18 protein-coding genes and 1 pseudogene are annotated in these 21,685 nt (G+C 59.7%); 13 read left to right on the plus strand and 6 right to left on the minus strand.

Annotated elements, in window-relative coordinates; genetic code table 11:
- Positions 1-677: 677 nt before the first annotated feature.
- Together AACY49_RS28140 and AACY49_RS28145 are read right to left on the minus strand one after the other, a co-directional pair.
- Positions 678-2,171 carry a CoA-acylating methylmalonate-semialdehyde dehydrogenase gene (locus AACY49_RS28140; RefSeq protein WP_339527511.1) on the minus strand — a complete coding sequence of 498 codons (1,494 nt, stop codon included), beginning with the start codon at positions 2,169-2,171 and terminating at the stop codon, positions 678-680.
- A gap of 78 nt (positions 2,172-2,249) precedes the next feature.
- On the minus strand, positions 2,250-3,599 hold the full coding sequence (locus tag AACY49_RS28145) for an aspartate aminotransferase family protein (RefSeq protein WP_258697681.1): 1,350 nt from the start codon (positions 3,597-3,599) through the stop codon (positions 2,250-2,252).
- 125 nt (positions 3,600-3,724) lie between these two features.
- Here AACY49_RS28145 and AACY49_RS28150 point away from each other — a divergent pair, with 125 nt between their 5' ends.
- The 6 genes from AACY49_RS28150 (at position 3,725) to AACY49_RS28175 (ending at position 10,324) form a co-directional block, all read left to right on the plus strand.
- Positions 3,725-4,645: a LysR family transcriptional regulator gene (locus AACY49_RS28150; protein WP_339527512.1), complete on the plus strand. Its 921-nt coding sequence runs from the start codon at positions 3,725-3,727 to the stop codon at positions 4,643-4,645.
- Between the two features lie 197 nt (positions 4,646-4,842).
- Positions 4,843-5,493 carry a TetR/AcrR family transcriptional regulator gene (locus tag AACY49_RS28155; RefSeq protein ID WP_320392332.1) on the plus strand — a complete coding sequence of 217 codons (651 nt, stop codon included), beginning with the start codon at positions 4,843-4,845 and terminating at the stop codon, positions 5,491-5,493.
- A gap of 7 nt (positions 5,494-5,500) precedes the next feature.
- Positions 5,501-6,082, plus strand: coding sequence for an IMPACT family protein (locus AACY49_RS28160; RefSeq protein WP_258697684.1), 582 nt, complete (start codon positions 5,501-5,503; stop codon positions 6,080-6,082).
- Positions 6,083-6,714: 632 nt separating this feature from the next.
- Entirely contained in the window at positions 6,715-8,280 is a 1,566-nt protein-coding gene (locus AACY49_RS28165; RefSeq protein ID WP_258697685.1) for an ABC transporter ATP-binding protein, read from the plus strand.
- An 11-nt stretch (positions 8,281-8,291) separates the two neighbouring features.
- Positions 8,292-9,398 carry an ABC transporter permease gene (locus tag AACY49_RS28170; protein WP_339527513.1) on the plus strand — a complete coding sequence of 369 codons (1,107 nt, stop codon included), beginning with the start codon at positions 8,292-8,294 and terminating at the stop codon, positions 9,396-9,398.
- Positions 9,398-10,324: an ABC transporter permease gene (locus tag AACY49_RS28175; RefSeq protein WP_320392336.1), complete on the plus strand. Its 927-nt coding sequence runs from the start codon at positions 9,398-9,400 to the stop codon at positions 10,322-10,324. Before AACY49_RS28170 ends, AACY49_RS28175 begins: the two co-directional genes overlap by 1 nt.
- On the opposite strand, the pseudogene AACY49_RS28180 reads toward AACY49_RS28175, so the two are convergent.
- Positions 10,321-10,512: pseudogene (locus AACY49_RS28180) on the minus strand (hypothetical protein); the annotation flags it as partial. The gene AACY49_RS28175 and the pseudogene AACY49_RS28180 overlap by 4 nt on opposite strands.
- A 49-nt stretch (positions 10,513-10,561) precedes the next feature.
- Here AACY49_RS28180 and AACY49_RS28185 point away from each other — a divergent pair.
- The 6 genes from AACY49_RS28185 to AACY49_RS28210 all read left to right on the plus strand — a co-directional run bounded on the left by AACY49_RS28185 (position 10,562) and on the right by AACY49_RS28210 (position 16,717).
- The gene (locus tag AACY49_RS28185) at positions 10,562-10,927 is read left to right on the plus strand and encodes a MerR family transcriptional regulator (protein ID WP_339527514.1); all 366 of its coding nucleotides are present in this window, start codon (positions 10,562-10,564) and stop codon (positions 10,925-10,927) included.
- A gap of 25 nt (positions 10,928-10,952) precedes the next feature.
- Positions 10,953-11,639, plus strand: coding sequence for an SDR family oxidoreductase (locus tag AACY49_RS28190; RefSeq protein WP_258697689.1), 687 nt, complete (start codon positions 10,953-10,955; stop codon positions 11,637-11,639).
- A 241-nt stretch (positions 11,640-11,880) separates the two neighbouring features.
- Positions 11,881-13,239, plus strand: a complete 1,359-nt coding sequence (locus AACY49_RS28195; RefSeq protein ID WP_339527515.1) for an 8-oxoguanine deaminase — start codon at positions 11,881-11,883, stop codon at positions 13,237-13,239.
- Between the two features lie 237 nt (positions 13,240-13,476).
- Positions 13,477-14,559, plus strand: a complete 1,083-nt coding sequence (locus tag AACY49_RS28200) for a BMP family ABC transporter substrate-binding protein (RefSeq protein WP_258697691.1) — start codon at positions 13,477-13,479, stop codon at positions 14,557-14,559.
- A 157-nt stretch (positions 14,560-14,716) separates the two neighbouring features.
- Positions 14,717-15,682 carry a 2-oxoglutarate and iron-dependent oxygenase domain-containing protein gene (locus AACY49_RS28205; RefSeq protein WP_339527516.1) on the plus strand — a complete coding sequence of 322 codons (966 nt, stop codon included), beginning with the start codon at positions 14,717-14,719 and terminating at the stop codon, positions 15,680-15,682.
- A gap of 81 nt (positions 15,683-15,763) precedes the next feature.
- Complete coding sequence (locus AACY49_RS28210; RefSeq protein WP_019582307.1) at positions 15,764-16,717, plus strand: adenosine deaminase; 954 nt, start codon at positions 15,764-15,766, stop codon at positions 16,715-16,717.
- Between the two features lie 117 nt (positions 16,718-16,834).
- Here the strand turns inward: AACY49_RS28210 and AACY49_RS28215 are convergent, their stop codons facing one another.
- The 3 genes from AACY49_RS28215 to AACY49_RS28225 form a co-directional block, all read right to left on the minus strand.
- A complete protein-coding gene (locus AACY49_RS28215) occupies positions 16,835-18,217 on the minus strand; it encodes an MFS transporter (RefSeq protein ID WP_258697693.1) in 1,383 nt (460 codons plus the stop codon).
- Positions 18,218-18,353: 136 nt separating this feature from the next.
- Positions 18,354-19,088, minus strand: coding sequence for an ArsR/SmtB family transcription factor (locus AACY49_RS28220; RefSeq protein WP_339527517.1), 735 nt, complete (start codon positions 19,086-19,088; stop codon positions 18,354-18,356).
- A gap of 316 nt (positions 19,089-19,404) precedes the next feature.
- Complete coding sequence (locus tag AACY49_RS28225) at positions 19,405-20,334, minus strand: LysR family transcriptional regulator (RefSeq protein WP_339527518.1); 930 nt, start codon at positions 20,332-20,334, stop codon at positions 19,405-19,407.
- 118 nt (positions 20,335-20,452) lie between these two features.
- Here AACY49_RS28225 and AACY49_RS28230 point away from each other — a divergent pair, with 118 nt between their 5' ends.
- Positions 20,453-21,466 carry a zinc-binding alcohol dehydrogenase family protein gene (locus tag AACY49_RS28230; protein WP_339527519.1) on the plus strand — a complete coding sequence of 338 codons (1,014 nt, stop codon included), beginning with the start codon at positions 20,453-20,455 and terminating at the stop codon, positions 21,464-21,466.
- Positions 21,467-21,685: the final 219 nt, after the last annotated feature.

The raw sequence follows: 21,685 nt of genomic DNA on the forward strand, positions 1-21,685 counted from the left end.
GTTAGGCCTGCCGCCAGCGTTCAATCTGAGCCATGATCAAACTCTTCAGTTCAAACATCTTTGGGTTTTTAAGAAACCCTAAACTTGGCTCAGCAATCGTTGGTTACATCTTTGATTTCTCGCGGAGCAACTTGTGATGCTGATAATCTTGTTGACTATCAGTCTGACTCCACAAGCACCCACACGAATTGCTTGATTCAGTTGTTAAAGAGCGGTTAGTTAAGATCTTTCGTCTCAACCGAGGCGCGCATTCTACAGCAGCCTCTGTTGCTGTCAAGCGGTTATTTTCAGAAGTTTTCAAAGTTTCCTTTGCAACTTCAACCACTTGCGCTCCCGATCTCTCGTTAGCGGGAGGCGAATTCTACAGCGTTAGTCGCTGCTGTCAACACCTGTTTTTCTCCGCTTTCGACCGAGAAGATCGAACCGTCAATAAGGCGACAACACACTGCCTTACCAACTCCTTCTGGCCTCGATGAACTGAAGCGTAACCGCTGCCGAAAACTGCGTAACTCATTGTTTACCAAGGAGTTTTCCGTTTCGACTGCGCCGGAAGTGGGGCGAATTATAGACGTCCAGAATCTGCCGTCAACACCTATCTTCACATTTCTGTCATGTAGGTCAAAAAAGCCCGAAAACACAAAGGCCGACCTCAAGAGGTCGGCCTTCAGCCCTTCTACTTACAAGCTAGGGAATGCAAATTGCGAAGCTTCATGACTCGCCCGTTGCGGCCAGCGCTGGGTAATAGCCTTGCGACGGGTGTAGAACCGCACGCCATCCGGACCATAAGCATGCAGATCGCCAAACAGTGAACGCTTCCAGCCGCCAAAGCTGTGATACGCCACAGGCACCGGCAATGGCACGTTGACGCCGACCATACCCACTTCGATCTCATCGCAGAACAACCGCGCAGCTTCCCCATCACGGGTAAAGATGCAGGTGCCGTTGCCATACTCGTGATCATTGATCAGTTGCATCGCCTCTTCCAGGCTGTTGACCCGAACGACGCACAGCACCGGCCCGAAGATCTCTTCTTTATAGATGCGCATTTCTGGCGTGACGTTATCGAACAGGCAGCCACCCAGGAAGAAGCCTTCCTCATGACCGGCCACGCTCAGACCACGACCGTCGACCACCAAGGATGCACCGGACGAAACGCCATCTTCTATATAGCCACTGACTTTATCCCGCGCCTGACCGGAAACCAGCGGCCCCATGTCCAGACCACAGGTCGTACCCGCACCGATCTTCAGCGCCTTGATCTGCGGCGTCAGTTTGGCCACCAACGCATCCGCCACCTGATCGCCGACGCACACCGCCACCGAGATCGCCATGCAGCGCTCACCGCACGAACCGTACGCCGCGCCCATCAGTGCGCTGACTGCGTTATCCAGATCCGCATCCGGCATCAATACCGCATGGTTCTTCGCCCCGCCCAACGCCTGGACGCGTTTGCCGCGCCTGGTGCCTTCAGCGTAGATGTATTCGGCAATCGGCGTCGAACCGACAAAGCTCAGCGCTTTGACTTCCGGCGCTTCAATCAAGGCATCCACCGCAGCCTTGTCGCCATGCACCACACTCAGCACGCCTTTCGGCAGGCCGGCTTCCAACAGCAACTGAGCAATCAGCAGCGTCGAGCTTGGATCGCGCTCGGACGGTTTCAGAATAAAGCAGTTGCCGCAGACGATCGCCAGCGGATACATCCACAGCGGCACCATGGCCGGGAAGTTGAACGGAGTAATACCGGCCACCACGCCCAATGGCTGGAAATCCGACCAGGCATCAATGTTCGGCCCGACGTTACGGCTGTACTCGCCCTTGAGGATTTCCGGCGCCGCACAGGCGAACTCGACGTTCTCGATCCCGCGCTTCAATTCACCGGCAGCGTCTTCCAGGGTCTTGCCGTGTTCTTCGCTGATCAGTTGTGCGATGCGGGCTTCGTTCTGTTCCAGCAGTTGCTTGAAGCGGAACATCACCTGAGCGCGCTTGGCCGCCGGCGTATTACGCCAGGCCGGGAACGCAGCCTTGGCCGAGTCGATGGCTTTTTGAATGGTTTCGCGGCTGGCCAATGGCAGCTTGTGGATAACCTGACCGGTGGACGGGTTGAACACGTCGGCCGTGCGACCGTCTTCGGTCACCAGTTCGCCATTGATCAAATGCGGGATAAGGGTCATGCGGGGCTCCTGAAAAGTTGTCCACAGGCGTCCGCTAAAGGACGCCTTTCTTTCTATTAGAGGAAATAGAGGGAGAAATCAGTCGGTCTTGTTCAGCACTTCGCCGACCGCATCGAACAGACGATCAAGGTCTTGCGGCTTGCTGTTGAAGGTTGGGCCGAACTGCAGGGTGTCGCCGCCGAAGCGCACATAGAACCCGGCTTTCCACAGGGCCATGCCGGCTTCGAACGGACGCACGATGGCATCGCCGTCGCGAGGCGCGATCTGGATTGCACCGGCCAACCCGTAGTTACGAATGTCGATAACGTTCTTCGAGCCCTTCAAACCATGCAACGCATTTTCGAAATGCGGCGCGACTTCAGCCACGCTCTGCACCAGGTTTTCCTTTTGCAGCAGGTCAAGTGCCGCCAGGCCAGCGGCGCAGGCTACCGGGTGCGCGGAATAGGTGTAGCCATGCGGGAATTCCACGGCGTACTCAGGCGTCGCCTGGTTCATGAAGGTCTGGTAGATCTCGGAGCTGGCAATCACTGCGCCCATCGGAATCGCGCCGTTGGTGACTTGCTTGGCAATGCACATCAGGTCCGGCGTCACGCCGAAGCTGTCAGCACCGAACATCGAACCGGTACGGCCGAAACCGGTGATCACTTCGTCGAACACCAGCAGGATGTTGTGCTGATCGCAGATCTCGCGCAGACGCTTGAGATAACCCTGCGGCGGAACCAGCACGCCAGCGGAACCGGCCAACGGCTCGACGAATACCGCTGCGATGTTCGAGGCATCGTGCAGTTCGATCAGCTTGAGCAATTCATCCGCCAGCGCGATACCACCCTGCTCCGGCATGCCCCGAGTAAAAGCATTGCTCGCCAGCAAGGTGTGCGGCAGGTGATCGACGTCCATCATCGCCTGACCGAACAGTTTGCGGTTGCCGTTCACGCCGCCGAGGCTGGTGCCGGCGATGTTCACGCCGTGATAGCCACGAGCGCGGCCGATCATTTTGGTCTTGGTCGCCTGGCCTTTCAGGCGCCAGTAGGCACGCACCATTTTCACCGCTGTATCTGCACACTCGGAACCCGAATCGGTGAAGAACACGTGATTCAGATTGCCCGGGGTCAGGTCGGTGATTTTCTCGGCCAGCTGGAACGACAGCGGGTGACCGTACTGGAAGCCCGGCGAGTAATCGAGGGTGCCCAATTGTTTGGCCACCGCCTCCTGGATTTCCTTGCGAGTGTGCCCGGCGCCACACGTCCACAGACCCGAGAGCGAATCGTAGACCTTGCGGCCCTTGTCGTCTGTCAGCCAACTGCCCTCGGCCGCTACGATCAGGCGCGGGTCACGCTGGAAGTTGCGGTTCGCGGTGTAGGGCATCCAGTGAGCGTCAAGCTTGAGCTGGCTGGCCAGGGAAGTCGGGGCGTTTTCAGGCACGTTCATGGGCAAAACCTCGCAGAGCAAATAAGCGGCGTGGAGATCAAAAGCGTTCTTGCAGCTAAATTGCCACGGGGATAAAGTCGATGAAATCCAACTTTTCTAACCTTCAGTCAGGCCCGGACTAAACTATGAGTACCCGTCGCCCCGATCCACTGGCACAAGTCAGTGACTTTGATATCCGCCTGCTGCGGATTTTTCGCAGCGTGGTGGAATGCGGCGGCTTCTCCGCGGCGGAATCGGTGCTGGGCATCGGTCGCTCTGCGATCAGCCAGCAGATGAGCGATCTGGAACAGCGCCTCGGTCTGCGCCTGTGCCAACGAGGTCGCGCCGGTTTTTCCCTGACCGAAGAAGGTCGCGAGGTCTACCAATCAGCGTTGCAGCTATTAAGTGCGCTGGAAAGTTTCCGCACCGAGGTCAACGGCCTGCACCAACACTTGCGCGGCGAGTTGACCATCGGCCTGACCGACAACCTGGTCACCCTGCCCCACATGCGCATCACCCACGCCCTGGCTCAACTGAAGGAACGCGGCCCCGACGTGCTGATCCAGATCCGCATGATCGCACCCAATGAGGTTGAACAAGGCGTGCTCGACGGTCGCTTGCATGTCGGCGTGGTGCCGCAAGCCAGCGCGCTATCGGGGCTGGAATATCAGCCGCTCTACAGCGAGCGCTCGCTGTTGTATTGCGCGGTCGGCCATCCGTTGTTCTATGTCGACGACAAACAGCTGGACGATGAGCGTCTCAACAGCCAGGACGCCATCGCCCCGACCTTTCGTTTGCCCGCCGAGATTCAGGCTCATTATCAGGCGCTCAATTGCACCGCCAGTGCGTCGGATCGCGAAGGCATGGCATTTCTGATTCTGACCGGGCGCTACATCGGTTATCTGCCGGATCATTACGCCAGCCTCTGGGTACAGCAGGGCCGATTGCGTGCACTGAAACCCAAGGCACGCTTTTATGACCTGAGCCTGGCATCGGTCACACGCAAGGGCCGTCGTCCCCACTTGGTGCTGGAGAGTTTTCTGGAGAGCCTGGCGGCGACGCGTTGAGAACTTGTGGGAGCGAGCGTGCTCGCGCAGAGGGAGTGTCAGTCGATATTTATGCAACTGACACACCGCCTTCGCGAGCAAGCCCGCTCCCACAGGGACTGTGGTGTTCAGGATTTATCGCGTCGGGACTTGTCTGATACGTGCGGGTGCGCTATCAACGCATCTGGTTGCACCCATCTACCTGTTCGGAAGTGCCTATGACCTTTGAAGTCCCAGCCCACGGCGGCAAACCCGCCAGCCGCATTCGTCAGAAGAACGAAGAGACCATCATCAAAGCCGCCGAAGACGAGTTCGCCCGTCACGGGTTCAAAGGCACCAGCATGAACACCATCGCGCAGAAAGCCGGGTTGCCCAAAGCGAATCTGCATTACTACTTCACCAACAAACTCGGTTTGTACGTGGCGGTGCTGAGTAACATCCTTGAGTTATGGGACAGCACCTTCAATACCCTGACCGTCGAGGACGATCCGGCAGAAGCATTGACGCGATACATTCGCGCAAAAATGGAGTTCTCCCGGCGCCAGCCACAGGCTTCGCGGGTCTTCGCCATGGAAGTCATCAGCGGCGGCGAATGCCTGACCGAGCATTTCAACCAGGACTACCGCAACTGGTTTCAGGGCCGGGCCGCGGTGTTTCAGGCGTGGATCGACGCCGGCAAAATGGACCCGATCGACCCGATCCACCTGATCTTCCTGCTGTGGGGCAGCACCCAGCATTACGCCGACTTTGCCACGCAGATCTGCCGTGTCACCGGGCGCACCAGGTTGACCAAGCAAGACATGGAAGACGCCGGCAGCAACCTGATTCGCATCATTCTCAAAGGCTGCGGCCTGACGCCTTCGCTCTAAGACACTTATGCCTTTTACCCTCAGCGGTTTTTGCGAATACCGCGAAGAGATTCGCAAAAGCCGCTTCATCGCCCTCGCCGCGCCAATCACCAGCGCAGGTGACGCCCAGGCGTTCCTTGAGCAACACAGTGATTTGAATGCCTCGCACAATTGCTGGGCCTGGAAGCTCGGCGATCAATACCGCAGCAGTGACGATGGCGAACCCGGTGGCACCGCTGGCCGGCCAATCCTTGCAGCGATCGAAGCGCAGGAGTGCGATCAGGTCGCGGTCGTGGTGATCCGCTGGTATGGCGGCATCCAGTTGGGCACCGGCGGCCTCGCCCGAGCGTATGGCGGCAGTGCCAACAAATGCCTGCAAGGGGCACCGAAAGTCGAGTTGATCAGTCGGGTGCCGGTCAGTTGTGCCTGTGCATTTGGCGAGTTGCCGTTGGTGAAGCTTCGGGTGGCGGAGCTGGGTGGTTTGGTGGTGGAGGAAACCTTCACGGCCAATGGTGTGGAACTGCAATTGGCGATTGGCGACGAGCAGATAGATACGCTGCAAATGCAACTGGCGGATTTGAGTCGCGGGCGCATTTTGTTGCAGCGTTGAAGATCAAAGATCAAAAGATCGCAGCCTTCGGCAGCTCCTACGCCGACCTTGCCCACCCGTAATACCGGATAAACGCAAATCCCGTAGGAACTGCCGAAGGCTGCGATCTTTTGGGGCACCCCGATTTTCTTAGCCCTCGACACTTGCCCACATCTGCTGTGCACCCGGCTGTGGATAACCTGAGCACATTCTGCTGTAACCCTTCTGTCATGCGGCTTTGCGGGCTTTGCTCATTTTTCGTCCAACTCACCAGTCGTGACGTTTATTCCATGTAAAAACAGTCAGTTAGAGCGGTTTATCGCCATTAGAAGAAAGCCCCTCGGTGCTTATGCCCGTGCGGTCGGCTTGCGCACAAATACTGTGGAACAACCTGTGGATAACCCGTTCATGGCTGGCGCAGCGCCATATCCAACCTAGCGTGTAGCCTGTTGCTTGTTTTTTGACCAACTCATCGCGCGCAAAACCGGAGCCTGATCAAACGGCTTGCCCTCAAGTGGTGCCTGATTTGGAATTGGGATAAGGCGAGGCACCGTCGAAAACGCCTATGCCTGCAAGGCTTTGCCGTTTTCCTGACTCAATGGCCAGGAAATTGCTTTATCCCCAGGCATAACTTCAGTTGACCCGAGCCTGTCATGTCCAACCCCGTGCCGATCCCCGATCAAACACCCCGCCTGCAATTGCGCAGAATCACCAAACGTTATCCCGGTTGCCTGGCCAACGACGCCATCGACCTGAGCATTGCGCCCGGTGAAATCCACGCCTTGCTCGGCGAAAACGGTGCGGGCAAAAGTACCCTGATGAAGATCATCTACGGCGTCACTCACGCCGACTCAGGGGAAATGATCTGGCAGGGCCAGCGCGTGAGCATGCGCAATCCGGCCCAGGCTCGCGGTCTCGGGATCGGCATGGTGTTCCAGCATTTCTCGCTGTTCGAAACCCTGAGCGTGGCGCAGAACATCGCGCTGGCAATGGGCGCCGCGGCAGGAACACCGAAGCAGCTTGAGCCGAAGATTCGTGAAGTGTCCCAGCGCTACGGCATGGCGCTGGAACCGGAGCGACTTGTCCACAGCCTGTCCATCGGCGAGCGTCAGCGGGTGGAAATCATTCGTTGCCTGATGCAAGACATCCGCCTGCTGATTCTCGATGAGCCGACGTCGGTACTGACTCCGCAAGAGGCCGATGAATTGTTCGTCACTTTGCGCCGACTGGCCGCCGAGGGCTGCAGCATTCTGTTTATCAGCCACAAGCTCGGCGAAGTACGCGCGTTGTGCCACAGCGCTACGGTGTTGCGCGGCGGTCGGGTGGCCGGGCATTGCGTACCGGCCGAATGCTCGGACCGGCAACTGGCGCAGTTGATGGTCGGTGAAGCCGCCGAGCTGATCACCGACTACCCAAAGGTCATGGGCGCTGATGCTTTTTTGAATGTGGCTGAATTGTCCTGGCACAACCCGGACCCGTTCGGCTGCTCGCTCAAGGACATTAATCTCGAGGTGCGCAGCGGCGAAATCGTCGGTGTCGCCGGGGTGGCGGGCAATGGCCAGGATGAGTTGCTGGCCTTGCTCAGTGGTGAAGAACGGTTGCCCCGCGATGACAGCGCGACGGTCCGTTTCGGCGGGCAACCGGTCGCTCATTTGCGGCCGGACGCACGACGCAAACTTGGTTTGGCATTCGTCCCCGCCGAGCGTCTGGGCCACGGCGCGGTGCCGGAGCTGAGCCTGGCAGATAACGCCCTGCTCACCGTATTTCAACAGGGGCTGGTCAGCAATGGGCTGATCCAGCGTGGCAAGGTCGAAGCGCTGGCCGAAGACATCATTCGCCGCTTCGGGGTCAAGACACCCAATGCCCAGGTACCGGCTCGCAGCCTGTCCGGCGGCAACTTGCAGAAATTCATCCTCGGCCGGGAAATCCTTCAGCAGCCCAGACTGTTGGTGGCCGCGCACCCGACCTGGGGCGTGGACGTCGGTGCCGCCGCGACCATTCACCGGGCGCTGATTGCCTTGCGCGACGCTGGCGCGGCGATTCTGGTGATTTCCGAAGACCTCGACGAACTGTTCCAGATCAGTGATCGCCTCGGCGCCTTGTGCGGCGGTCGATTGTCGGCACTGCAGGCCACCGTCGACACCCAACTGAGCGATGTCGGCGGCTGGATGGCCGGTCAGTTCGACGCTCCTCATTCACCTGCCCCCGTAGCGCTTTAACGGAGTTTCACATGCTGCTTTCTCTCGAACCCCGTGGCCAGCAATCGCGCCTGATGTTGTGGTGTTCGCCCTTGCTGGCGGCCGTGTTGACGCTGGGCTGCGGCTCATTGCTGTTTATCGCGCTGGGGCATGATCCACTGCTGACCTTGCACACGTTGCTGATTGCACCGATCAGCGACTTGTACGGCGTCTCCGAATTGTTGGTCAAAGCGTTGCCGATTCTGCTCTGCGCATTGGGCCTGGCAGTGGCGTATCAAGCACGGATCTGGAACATCGGCGCCGAAGGTCAGTTGCTGCTCGGCGCCCTGGCCGGCAGTGCGCTGGCGGTAAACATCATCGATATGCAAAGTCGCTGGGCGCTGGTGCTGATCCTGGTGGTCGGCACCTTGGCCGGTGCTGCATGGGCCGGCCTGACGGCATGGCTGCGCACGCGCTTCAACGCCAATGAAATCCTTACCAGCATCATGCTCAATTACATCGCCCTGAATCTGCTGCTGTTCTGTGTCCACGGGCCACTGAAGGACCCGGCCGGGTTCAACTTTCCGGAGTCGGCAATGTTTGGCGATGCCAGTCGTTTGCCGCTGTTGCTGGAGGACGGTCGGGTTCACGCCGGGGTGTATTTCGCCTTGCTCGCGCTGGTGGCGGTGTGGGTGTTGTTGCAGAAAAGCTTTGTCGGCTTCCAGATCAAAGTGCTTGGGCTGGACAAGCGTGCGGCGGGTTTCGTCGGTTTTCGCGAGAAGCGGCTGATCTGGCTGGCGCTGTTGATCAGCGGCGGCCTGGCGGGGTTGGCCGGGGTATGCGAAGTCACCGGACCCATCGGCCAATTGGTGCCGCAGGTTTCACCGGGTTACGGCTATGCGGCGATCACCGTGGCGTTTCTCGGGCGACTGAATCCCATCGGCATTCTGTTTTCCAGCCTGTTGATGGCGCTGCTGTACATCGGCGGCGAGAGCGCGCAGATGAGCATGAACCTGCCGCAAGCGATCACTCAACTTTTCCAAGGGATGATGCTGTTTTTCCTGCTGGCCAGTGACGTGCTGATTCTCTACCGACCGCGTTTTAACCTGCGCTGGGTACGGCGCACCTCGACCACCGCCGTACAAGCAGGAGCCTTGTGATGGATATCGATCTGCTGAGCAATATTTTCTACGCGATGGTCCGCTGCGGTACGCCGTTGCTGCTGGTGGCGCTGGGCGAGCTGATCTGCGAGAAGAGCGGCGTCCTCAATCTGGGTCAGGAAGGCATGATGCTGTTTGGCGCGGTGATCGGTTTCATCGTCGCGCTGAACAGCGGCAATCTCTGGCTGGGTGTGTTGCTGGCGATGCTCGCCGGGATGCTGTTGTCGTCGCTGTTTGCCTTGGTGGCACTGGTGTTCAATGCCAATCAGGTGGCGACCGGGTTGGCGTTGACGATCTTCGGCGTGGGCCTGTCGACCTTTGTTGGCGCAGCGTGGGTCGGGAAGCCGCTGGCGGGTTTCGAGCCGGTGGCGATTCCGTTCTTGAGTGACATCCCGCTGATCGGGCGGATGCTGTTTGCCCAGGACCTGCTGGTGTACCTGTCGTTCGCACTATTTGCCCTGGTGGCCTGGGTGATTCTGAAAAGTCGCGTCGGCCTGATCATTCAGGCGGTCGGCGAAAACCCGGACGCCGCCAGTGCGATGGGCTTGCCAGTGTTGGGCGTGCGCACGCTGGCGGTGCTGTTTGGCGGCGCAATGGCGGGATTGGCCGGAGCTTATCTGTCGTTGGCGTATACGCCGATGTGGGCGGAAAACATGAGCGCCGGTCGCGGCTGGATTGCTCTGGCGCTGGTGGTGTTTGCCAGTTGGCGAGTGTGGCGGTTGCTGCTCGGGGCGTATCTGTTCGGGCTCGCCAGCATCCTGCATTTGGTGGCGCAGGGGTTGGGGCTGGCAATTGCGTCGAGCCTGCTGGCGATGCTGCCTTATGTCGCAACCATTGTGGTGTTGGTGCTGCTGTCCCGGGATGCCGTGCGCACACGGTTGTATGCGCCGGTATCGTTGGGGCAGCCGTGGCAGGCTGGGCATTAAGCGGTGACCGGGCGGGCCTCTTCACGAGCAAGCCCGTTTCTACATCGCGAAGGCGCCCGAACAGGCAACACCTGAGCCACGCCCCACGCCAACTCAAAGAACAGGAAAATCGCCAAGAGCGAACTCGCCCCATAGGCCAGGGCATAAGCCTGCCAAGCCGAAAACAGAAACCTGGCCACCGCGTCAAAGCTAAAACCTGGAGCATGCTCCAGGGTCAAGCCCTCTCGAGACATCAAGATGCGCATCGGTGAATTAGCCCAGGCCAGCGCCGTCAGCCGCGACACGTTGCGCTTTTACGAGCAACGTGGATTGATCGCCGCGCAACGCAGCGCCAATGGTTATCGCGACTATCCGGCGGAGATGGTGCAACTGGTGCTGTACATCAAGACAGCTCAGCGGTTGGGCTTTACCCTTGGCGAAATAGGTAATAGCGTTGTCGCGTTATGGCAGTCGCCCGACCCGGACAGTGCCGTCACGCAACTGCTGCAAGAAAAACTCAAGTTGATCGAAACCCGCATGACCGAACTCGGCGCGTTGCGCCACGAACTGCAACAACGGCTCGGTCAGCATTGTCCTTTAAGTCAGTATCCTTTGAATCCGTGATTCTCATCCATCAAGGAAGCCACTCATGTCCACGGCAAAAACCGCACTCATCATCGGCGCCTCCCGGGGCTTGGGCCTCGGCCTGGTGAAAACCCTGCTGGCCGACGGCTGGCAAGTCACCGCCACCGTGCGCAACCCGCAGAACGTCGAAGCCTTGCAGGCGTTGGGCAAGGTGCGGATCGAAAAACTCGACATGGACGATCAGCAAGCGGTGATCGCCCTCAGCCAACAGCTCAAGGGCGAGGTGTTCGACCTGCTGTTCGTGAATGCCGGGGTCAAGGGGCCGGAGGTCCAGACGCCGGGTGGCGCGACCTTGGCCGAGGTCGGTCAATTGTTCTTCACCAACGCCGTGGCGCCGATCAACCTGGCCCAGCGTTTCGTCGGGCAGATTCGTGAAGGCAGCGGCGTGCTGGCGTTCATGAGTTCGGTGCTGGGCAGCGTGACCATGCCCGACGCGCCGGAGCTGGCGCTGTACAAGGCCAGCAAAGCGGCACTGAACTCCATGACCAACAGCTTCGTCACGCAACTGGGCGAACAGAAGCTCACCGTGCTGTCGCTGCACCCGGGTTGGGTGAAAACTGATATGGGTGGCGAAGGTGCGGACATTGATGTGGAAACCAGCACCCGTGGGTTGATCGATCAGGTGAATGCGTATGCCGGCAAGGGTGGGCATCATTTTGTGAATTACAGGGGTGAGACCATTCCCTGGTAAACACCACATTCCCCTGTGGGAGCGAGCCTGCTCGCGATAGCGGTCTGACATTCAAAATTAATGCAGAATGCAATGGCCCCATCGCGAGCAGGGGTTTCGCGTTGTCCTGTCGGGCCGGGCTTGCCCGCGAAGCTTTTTTGTTCGAAACTCCGCACCTCGCCCCCGCGGCGACCCTGGATCAGCAGACAGGGCAACACTGAGCTGGCAACCCTGAACCTAACTTTCAGAGGAGCCGGCCACCATGCCTGCGACCCGTACCTGGTTAAAAAATCCCCTCGCCATTTTCACGGCCAACGCGCTCGATGCCCGTGGCGGTCTGGTGCTGCAAGACGGTTTGATCGTCGAAGTGCTCAGCGCCGGCCAGCAACCGTCTGCACCCTGTGGACAAGTCTTCGATGCCCGCGAACATGTGATCCTGCCGGGGCTGATCAACACCCATCACCACTTCTATCAAACCCTGACCCGCGCCTGGGCGCCGGTGGTCAATCAGCCGTTGTTCCCATGGTTGAAAACCCTCTATCCGGTCTGGGCCCGTCTCACCCCTGAAAAACTTGCCCTCGCTACGAAAGTCGCGTTGGCCGAGTTGCTGTTGTCTGGCTGCACCACCGCGGCCGATCACCATTACCTGTTTCCGGAAGGCCTGGAAAACGCGATCGATGTGCAGGTCGAGAGTGTTCGCGAACTGGGCATGCGCGCCATGCTCACTCGCGGTTCCATGAGCCTCGGTGAAGCGGACGGTGGCCTGCCGCCTCAGCAGACGGTGCAACAAGGTGAAGTGATTCTCGACGACAGCCAACGTTTGATTGCCGCGTACCACGAACGTGGTGATGGCGCGCAAATACAGATCGCTTTGGCGCCCTGCTCGCCGTTTTCGGTGACCCCGCAAATCATGTCCGCCAGCGCCGAATTGGCGAACACCCTCGACGTGCGTCTGCACACGCACCTGGCGGAAACTCTCGACGAAGAAGACTTCTGTCTGCAACGCTTCGGCCTGCGCACCGTGGATTATCTGGACAGCGTCGGCTGGCTCGGTCCGCGTACGTGGCTTGCTCACGGCATTCACTTCAACCCCGACGAAATCGCCCGCCTCGGCGCAGCCGGCACAGGCATTTGCCATTGCCCGAGTTCGAACATGCGCCTGGCATCCGGCATTTGCCCTACGCTGGACCTGACCGCTGCGGGTGCTCTGCTAGGGCTGGGCGTGGACGGTTCGGCGTCCAACGATGCGTCGAACATGATCCTCGAAACCCGTCAGGCGCTATACATTCAGCGGCTGCGTTATGGCGCGGAAAAGATCACGCCGGAACTGGTACTGGGCTGGGCGACCAAGGGTTCGGCGCAGTTGCTCGGGCGCACCGATATCGGTGAACTGGCGGTGGGCAAGCAGGCAGATCTGGCGCTGTTCAAGCTCGATGAGCTGCGCTTCTCCGGCAGCCATGATCCGGTTTCGGCGCTGTTGCTGTGCGGCGCGGATCGGGCGGACCGGGTGATGGTCGCCGGCAAGTGGCGGGTGATCGATGGGCAGGTTGAGGGGCTGGATCTGAAAGGGTTGATTGCCGATCACAGCCAGGCGGCTCGGCAGCTGATCGCCGGCACCTGACACAACACCGCTCCCACGGTTTTGTGTGAGGCGCTCGCACCAGTGGATGGCATGAGTTGGAGCCGCTGCACCGGGTTGGCTCTGGTGATGAATTGAACATCAAAAGGTCGCAGCCTTCGGCAGCTCCACAGGAGCATGAACTCATGCCGCAGGCTGCGATCTTTTGATTTTGTTGTCCTATTGGTCAGTAATTTGCATTAGCCCCGCCAACCTCACAACAAAATGGAGTTCCAGTTCATGCATAAACGTCCGTTGAAGCAGCTGCTTTGCGCTGTCGCCGCAGCCATCGGTCTGAGCGTCAGCCTGACCGCCAGTGCCGCCGACCCGCTGAAAGTCGGCTTCGTCTATATCGGCCCGATCGGTGACCACGGCTGGACGTATCAGCATGAACAGGGACGCAAGGCGCTGGCAGAGAAATTCGGCGACCGGATCACCACCAACTACGTGGAGAACGTCGCCGAAGGCGCCGATGCCGAGCGGGTGATCCGCAATATGGCCAAGGACAAGTACGACCTGATCTTCACCACGTCTTTCGGCTACATGAACCCGACCCTGAAAGTCGCCAAACAATTTCCCAAGGTGACCTTCGAACACGCCACCGGCTACAAGCAGGACAAGAACCTCGGCACTTACCTGGCGCGCACTTATGAAGGTCGCTACGTCGGTGGTTTCCTTGCGGCGAAGATGACCAAGACCAAGAAGATCGGCTATGTCGCTTCCTTCCCGATTCCAGAAGTCATCCGCGACATCAACGCCATTCAACTGGCCCTGAACAAGTACAACCCCGGCACCGAGATCAAAGTGGTGTGGGTCAACTCCTGGTTCGACCCGGGCAAGGAGGCCGACGCCGCCAATGCGCTGATAGACCAGGGCGTGGACGTGGTATTCCAGCACACCGACAGCCCGGCACCGATCCAGGCGGCCGAACGGCGCGGCGTGTATGCCGTCGGCTATGCCTCGGACATGGCGCATTTCGGGCCGAAAGCGGTGCTGACGTCTATCGTCAACGACTGGGGGCCGCACTACATTCAGGCGACCCAAAGCGTGCTCGACCACACATGGAAATCCCAGGATTACTGGGGCGGTCTGAAGGAAGGTACGGTTGAACTGCCGATCAGCGACCTGGTACCGGCGGCGGTGAAAACCGAAGCCGAGCAGATCATTACCGACATCAAGAGCGGTGCATTGCATCCGTTCACCGGGCCGATCAAGGATCAGGCCGGTGTCGAGAAAATCCCGGCGGGTGCAACGGCAACCAATGCGCAACTGGCGTCGATGAACTACTACGTCGAAGGCATGAAGGCCGAGATGCCGAAGTGACTTAGCCAGACACGACACCCTGTGGGAGCGGGCTTGCCCGCGATGAGGCCATTACAATCAGCATCAATGTTGACTGTCAGTTCGCTATCGCGGGCAAGCCCGCTCCCACAGGGCTGTGCGGTGCTTTTTCAATCTGCGTACTCTTCAGGACAATCGCATGAACAGCCTCCCAATCATCGACATCAGCCCGCTCTACAGCGCTGATCAAAACGCCTGGAAATCAGTCGCCACACAAATCGACCATGCCTGCCGCGAATGGGGCTTTTTCTATATCAAGGGCCACCCGATCGCCCCGTCGCGCATCGACGCTGTGCTCGACCATGCCCAACGTTTCTTCGCCCTGCCCGCCACCGAAAAACTCAAGATCGACATCACCCAGACCCGCCACCACCGTGGCTATGGCGCCATCGCCACCGAACAACTCGACCCGAGCAAACCCAGCGACCTGAAAGAAACCTTCGACATGGGCCTGCACCTGCCCGCCGATCATCCCGAGGTGCTGGCGGAAAAACCCTTGCGCGGGCCCAACCGTCATCCGTCGATACCCGGCTGGAAATCGCTGATGGAACAACACTACGTCGACATGCAGGCCCTCGCCCAAACCCTGCTGCGGGCCATGACCCTGGCCCTGGGCATCGAGCGTGACTTCTTCGATAGCCGATTCAAAGAACCGGTGAGCGTGCTGCGGATGATTCACTACCCACCGCGCCACACTGCCACCTCGAAAGAACAGCAAGGCGCCGGCGCCCACACCGATTACGGTTGCATCACCCTGCTCTACCAGGATGCCGCCGGCGGTCTGCAAGTGCGCAACGTGCGGGGTGAATGGATCGATGCGCCGCCGATCGAGGGCTCCTTCGTGGTCAACCTCGGCGACATGATGGCCCGCTGGAGTAACGACCGTTACCTGTCGACGCCGCATCGGGTGATCAGCCCGCTGGGGGTGGATCGGTACTCGATGCCGTTCTTTGCCGAGCCACACCCCGACACGCCCATCGAGTGCCTGCCCGGCTGCCAGGACGAACAGCATCCGGCGAAGTATCCAGCTACCACCTGCGCCGAATTCCTGCTGTCGCGCTTCGCCGATACTTACGCCTATCGACGGGAACAGGAAGCTGTGTAATGAACCGGCTGGTCAGGTTTTGCTCATTGTTTCCACGGGCATCTGTAGAATGCCCTCATTGCACCTGATGAGATTTCAAAAATGTACGACTGGCTGAACGCTCTGCCCAAGGCAGAATTGCACTTGCACCTGGAAGGCTCGCTGGAGCCTGAGCTGCTGTTCGCCCTGGCCGAACGCAACAAGATCGCCCTGCCGTGGAGCGACGTCGACACCCTGCGCAAGGCCTACGCCTTCAACAACCTGCAAGAGTTTCTCGACCTGTATTACCAGGGCGCTGATGTGTTGCGCACCTCTCAGGATTTCTACGACCTGACCTGGGCCTACCTGTTGCGCTGTAAAGAACAGAACGTGATTCACACCGAACCGTTCTTCGACCCGCAAACCCACACCGACCGTGGCATCCCGTTCGAAGTGGTGCTCAACGGTATCGCCGCCGCGTTGAAAGATGGCGAGCAGCAACTGGGCATCACCAGCGGTTTGATCCTCAGCTTCCTGCGCCACCTGAGCGAAGACGAAGCGCAGAAAACCCTCGACCAGGCGCTGCCGTTCCGCGATGCGTTTGTCGCCGTGGGCCTGGACAGTTCGGAGATGGGCCACCCACCGAGCAAGTTCCAGCGCGTGTTTGACCGTGCCCGCCACGAAGGCTTCCTGACCGTGGCCCACGCCGGTGAAGAAGGCCCGCCCGAGTACATCTGGGAAGCCCTCGACCTGCTGAAAATCCAGCGCATCGACCATGGCGTGCGTGCCATCGAAGACGAGCGCTTGATGCAGCGGATCATCGACGAGCAGATCCCGCTGACCGTGTGCCCGTTGTCGAACACCAAACTGTGCGTGTTCGATCACATGTCCCAGCACAACATCCTCGACATGCTCGAGCGTGGCGTGAAGGTTACGGTGAACTCCGATGACCCGGCGTACTTCGGCGGGTATGTCACCGAGAACTTCCACGCGCTGTATACCGATCTGGGCATGACCCAGGATCAGGCCAAGCGTCTGGCGCAGAACAGCCTGGATGCGCGGCTGGTGAAACCGTAAGGTTCACCAAATAAACCTGTGGGAGCGAGCCTGCTCGCGATAGCGGACTGACGTTCAACATTGATACTGAATGTTATGGCCTCATCGCGAGCAGGCTCGCTCCCACAGGTATTGAGTTCAGCCGACGACCTCTGCCTCACTCAACTCTTCCAGCGTCTTGCCCCGGGTCTCCATCCCGAACATCCACACCACCCCCGCCGCAATCGCAAAGCACATCGCTCCCAACGCAAATACCCCGCCCTGCCCGGTTATCGGGAACACCAGCCCGGTCACCAATGGCCCGAGCAACGACCCCACGCGGCCGATGGCCGAAGCGAACCCCGAGCCCGTGGCCCGTGCCGACGTCGGGTACAACTCCGGGGTGTAGGTGTAGAGCACCGCCCACATGCCGAACAGGAAGAACTGCATCAGCAGCCCCGAGACGATCAACAGGCTGACGTTGCCGCCGAACACCGCGCTCTGGCCATAAAGAAACGCCATCACCCCGCCGCCGAGCATCGTCACGACGCACACCGGTTTACGCCCCCAACGCTCCACCAGCCAGGCGGCCATGAGGAAACCGGGAATCCCGCCGAGGGAAATCAGCACCGTGTAATACACCGACTGGGTCACGGCGAAGCCCGACTGTTGCAACAGCGCACTGAGCCAGGATGTCAGGCCATAGAAACCCAGCAAGGCGAAGAACCACACGCTCCAGATCATCATCGTGCGCTGGCGATACTGCGCCGACCAGATTTCCCGCAGCGCGGAAAAGAAGTTGCCCGGTTGACTCGCCCCCCGTGGCAGGCGAATCGGCTCAGGCAGATCCGAACACCCCAGTGAAGCCCGAACCCGGCCTTCGATGCGGCGCAAGACCTTGTCCGCCGCGTCGTGATGCCCGGCCTGCTCCAGCCAGCGCGGCGACTCGGGAATGAAAAAACGAATCGCCAGGACGAACACCGCCGGCACCGCCAACACCAGAAAAATGTCGCGCCAGCCAATCACCGGCAACAGGAAATACGACAGCACCCCGGCAGCGACGAAACCAAGCGGCCAAAAACCGTCCATCAACGCGATGTAACGCCCACGGCGTTTGGCTGGAATCAGCTCTGACAGCATCGACTGGGCAATCGGAAACTCCATGCCCATACCGATCCCCAACAGGATTCGGAACAGCGTCAGCGTTTCGACATTCTGCGCCGTGGAGCACAGATAGCTGGCGATACCCCACAACACAATGCTCCACTGGAACACCGGTTTGCGCCCGAAACGGTCGGCCAGCATGCCCGACAGCGACGCGCCCACCACCATGCCGAAGAAACTCGAACTGGCCAGCAACCCGGCCTGCGCCGTGCTCAGGCCGAACTCGGTTTTGATCGAGCCGAGCAGAAAGGTCATCATCGCCAAGTCCATGGAGTCGAAGAAAAACGCCAGGGCAATGATGATGAAAATGATGCGGTGATAACCGCTGACAGGCAGCCGTTCCAGTCGTTCTGCCGCGCTGAAGCTACGTGTTTCCATGCCACATTCCCCCAATCCGAAAGTCCCCGGATCGAGTGTGCGCGATCGCGGTGGGGGGTTATTGCTGGATGCGACCTGTCCACAGCTCTGAACGACGCCTGAAACCCAAGATCCCGGACGTCGCACCTCAATGGCTCTAAAACGCCATTTCCAGCTCGGTTTCCTTGGCGAAACGATGGATTTCACGCTGCCCCGCGGCCGTGATCTGCAAGGCTCGCGAATCGTTGGGCAGGCTCAACCAGCCGGATTGCATGAACAGCTGCAACAAGGCTGCGCCCAATGAGCCGCCCATGTGCGGACGTCTTTCGCTCCAGTCCGGGCAAGCGCAGGCCACTCTGCTGTCGCGATAAGCCAGCGCCTGAATGAACACACCGCGTGTTGCCAACTGTGTGGAACCCTTGTGAGTGATCATGACCCGCTGATCGAATTGCTCGATCCAGCCTGCATCCAGCAGACGCTGGTAAAGATCGGCGGCCAGGGTGCCTCCCAGATGGTCATCGCAGAGCCTGGCCCGCAGCAGTGACGAAGGCGCCACCTGAGGTTTGGCGATAGGGCTCGTGCGTTTGAAAACATCTGGAATGTCCTGAGGCGCGCTGGCCAGAGTAGCGCTGGCCAGCGCTTCTATCGCGGCGCCGACTTCGGGCGCGGCAAGCCGGAAAAACCGCTTGCGCCCACGGGTTTCGACTTTCAACAGACCGCCGGTGGACAAGCGCCCCAAATGCGCACTGGCCGAAGACGGAGACAGGCCCGCCAGCAACGCCAGCTCCTCGGTATGCCGTGCCGAGCCGTCCATCAAGGCCCACATCATTGCGCTGCGCTTTGGGTCAGCCAGCAACGTGGCGATCTGGCTGATGCAAGGTGCATGTTCCATGTATTCACTCCCTGTTGAATCGTTTCGTCTACTGCTCAGAGACATCTTGACCAGTAATGTATCGTCGGCCAAAACGCGAAAACCGCCATAAACCGGGTAAAGACACCCACTCACCCAGGCCATTGCTTCGCGGGTGCAGCGAAGGTCCGGTGAGGACCATGGGGTCTGACCGAATCGAACGTGAACTCGCCATTGCGAGATCGACTGTGCGTACATGAGGCGGGCGCTAGTATAAGCGGGTTAACCGCCGGTTCCTGCCCTCGGGAATCCCTTGGTGGTGATAGTTCCTGACAGAAATTTCGCTATTTGCCTGCGACTAATGATCGACACCCGATATCGCCGGAAATTGACTGCTTATCCGAGCGCATCGGCTGGCAAGCATTTCCCGCAAAAGGTTCACCGGCTTACTCAATTGTGCGCGATGGGCGCACAGCAAATTCAGCGGTGCGTGCTCACAGAGCAGCTCCGGCATCAACACGTTCAATCGACCGGCGAGCACATCGGCGGCGACATCGAGCCAGGATTTATACGCAATCCCCGCCCCCGCCACGGCCCACAGCCGCACCACATCGGCATCGTCACTGAAGCGATCGCCGCTGACGGTCAGGCTCACTTCGCGTTTGCCGTCGCGGAAACTCCAGTGATCGTGGACCCGGCTGCCGAGCATGAATAACAGGCAATTGTGCTGAGCCAGTTGCTCCAGATGCCGCGGTTCGCCATGCCGGGCCAGATAGCTCGGCGCAGCACAGAGCACACGGCGGTTGTGCGGGGCGACAGGCAGCGCCACCAGGCTCGAATCTTCCGGCTCGCCGTAACGCAGGGCGATGTCCACCGGTTGGCGGAACAGGTCGGCGATGCGGTCACCGAGCAGCAAACGCACCGTGAGCCTGGGATGTTCACGCTGAAACTCGTCGAGCCATGGCAATAGCAAGTTGCGCCCGAAATCCGAAGGCGCCGACAGCTGCAAAATCCCGCTGACCTGATCCTGACCGCTGGCCAGCAAGCGGCGGCCCTCATCGAGGCTGCTCAAGGCGGCCCGGGCGTACTCCAGAAAGCCCTCGCCTTCGGCCGTCAGGCGCAGGCTGCGGGTAGAACGGGCGAGCAAGCGTGCGCCGAGCTGTTGTTCGATGCGTTTCAATGCCGCGCTGGCCACCGCCGCCGACATATCCATCCCCCGCGCCGCCGCCGACAGACTGCCCAGGTCCGCGGCCCGAACGAACAACTGCAAGTCATCGAAACGCAACATCGTCAGCCTCCATTATCAAAAAAATATTGAAAGAGACTGCTCTTTTAGCGGGTTTTATCTTGCAGAGAAATAACCAATCATCCTTCCCATCGAAATCATGCCTTCCCCGGAGCCCACCATGAAAGCCGTTGCCTACTACGCCTCCTTGCCAATCAGCGACGAAAAATCCCTGCAAGACATCGAACTGCCAGAACCGGTCGCCGGCCCGCGCGACCTGTTGGTGGAGGTCAAAGCCATCTCGGTCAACCCGGTGGATACCAAGATTCGCCAGAACATCCAGCCTGAAGGTGGCGTGGCAAAGGTGCTGGGCTGGGACGTGGCCGGTGTGGTCAAGGCCGTCGGTAGCGAAGTGACCTTGTTCAAGGCCGGCGACAAGGTGTACTACGCCGGCTCCATCGCCCGTGCCGGCGGCAACAGCGAGCGGCATGTGGTGGATGAGCGCATCGTCGGCCATATGCCGAAGACCCTCGGGTTCGCCGAAGCCGCCGCTCTGCCGCTGACCGCCATCACCGCGTGGGAACTGCTGTTCGAACGCCTGCAAGTGCATGAGGGCAAAACCGATGAAGGCCAGAGCCTGCTGATCGTCGGTGCCGCTGGCGGTGTGGGTTCGATCCTTACGCAACTGGCCAGCCAGCTCACCGGACTGAAAGTCATTGGCACTGCTTCCCGTGCGCAAACCCAGAGCTGGGTGCGTGACCTGGGCGCCGATCAAGTGATCGATCACAGCCATCCGCTGAGTGAAGAACTCAAACGTGCCGGGGTCGAGTCTGTGACCCACGTCGCCAGCCTGACCCAGACCGACCAACACCAGGATCAATTGGTGGAGGCGTTGGCGCCGCAAGGCAAGCTGGCGCTGATCGATGATCCGAAGGCGCTGGACGTGACCAAGCTCAAGCGCAAGAGCCTGTCGCTGCACTGGGAATTCATGTACACCCGCTCGCTGTTCGAAACCGCAGACATGATCGAGCAGCACAAACTGCTCAACCGCGTCGCCGGGCTGATCGATGCGGGCACGCTGAAAACCACGGTCGGCGAGCACTTCGGAACCATCAACGCAGCCAACCTGCGTCGTGCCCATGAACTGCTGGAAAGCGGCAAGTCCAAGGGCAAGATTGTGCTTGAAGGGTTCTGAGTAGCAGCGCCTGCGCGCCTGTGGGAGCAGGCTTGCTCGCGAAAGCGGAGTATCAGTCAACATTGATGTTGGATGTGATGGCCCCTTCGCGAGCAAGCCCGCTTGTATGGTAGGACTTGAAGGGAGGAGGAGGGACAAAGCCCGATTCTGACTGTTGACGCAGTACAGATCCGTGGGAGATTTCGCCCCTCCTCCTTTCACCCAAGCGCCGATAAAGAA

It is taken from the genome of Pseudomonas sp. EL_65y_Pfl2_R96, from assembly GCF_963970905.1.
Lineage (GTDB): Bacteria > Pseudomonadota > Gammaproteobacteria > Pseudomonadales > Pseudomonadaceae > Aquipseudomonas.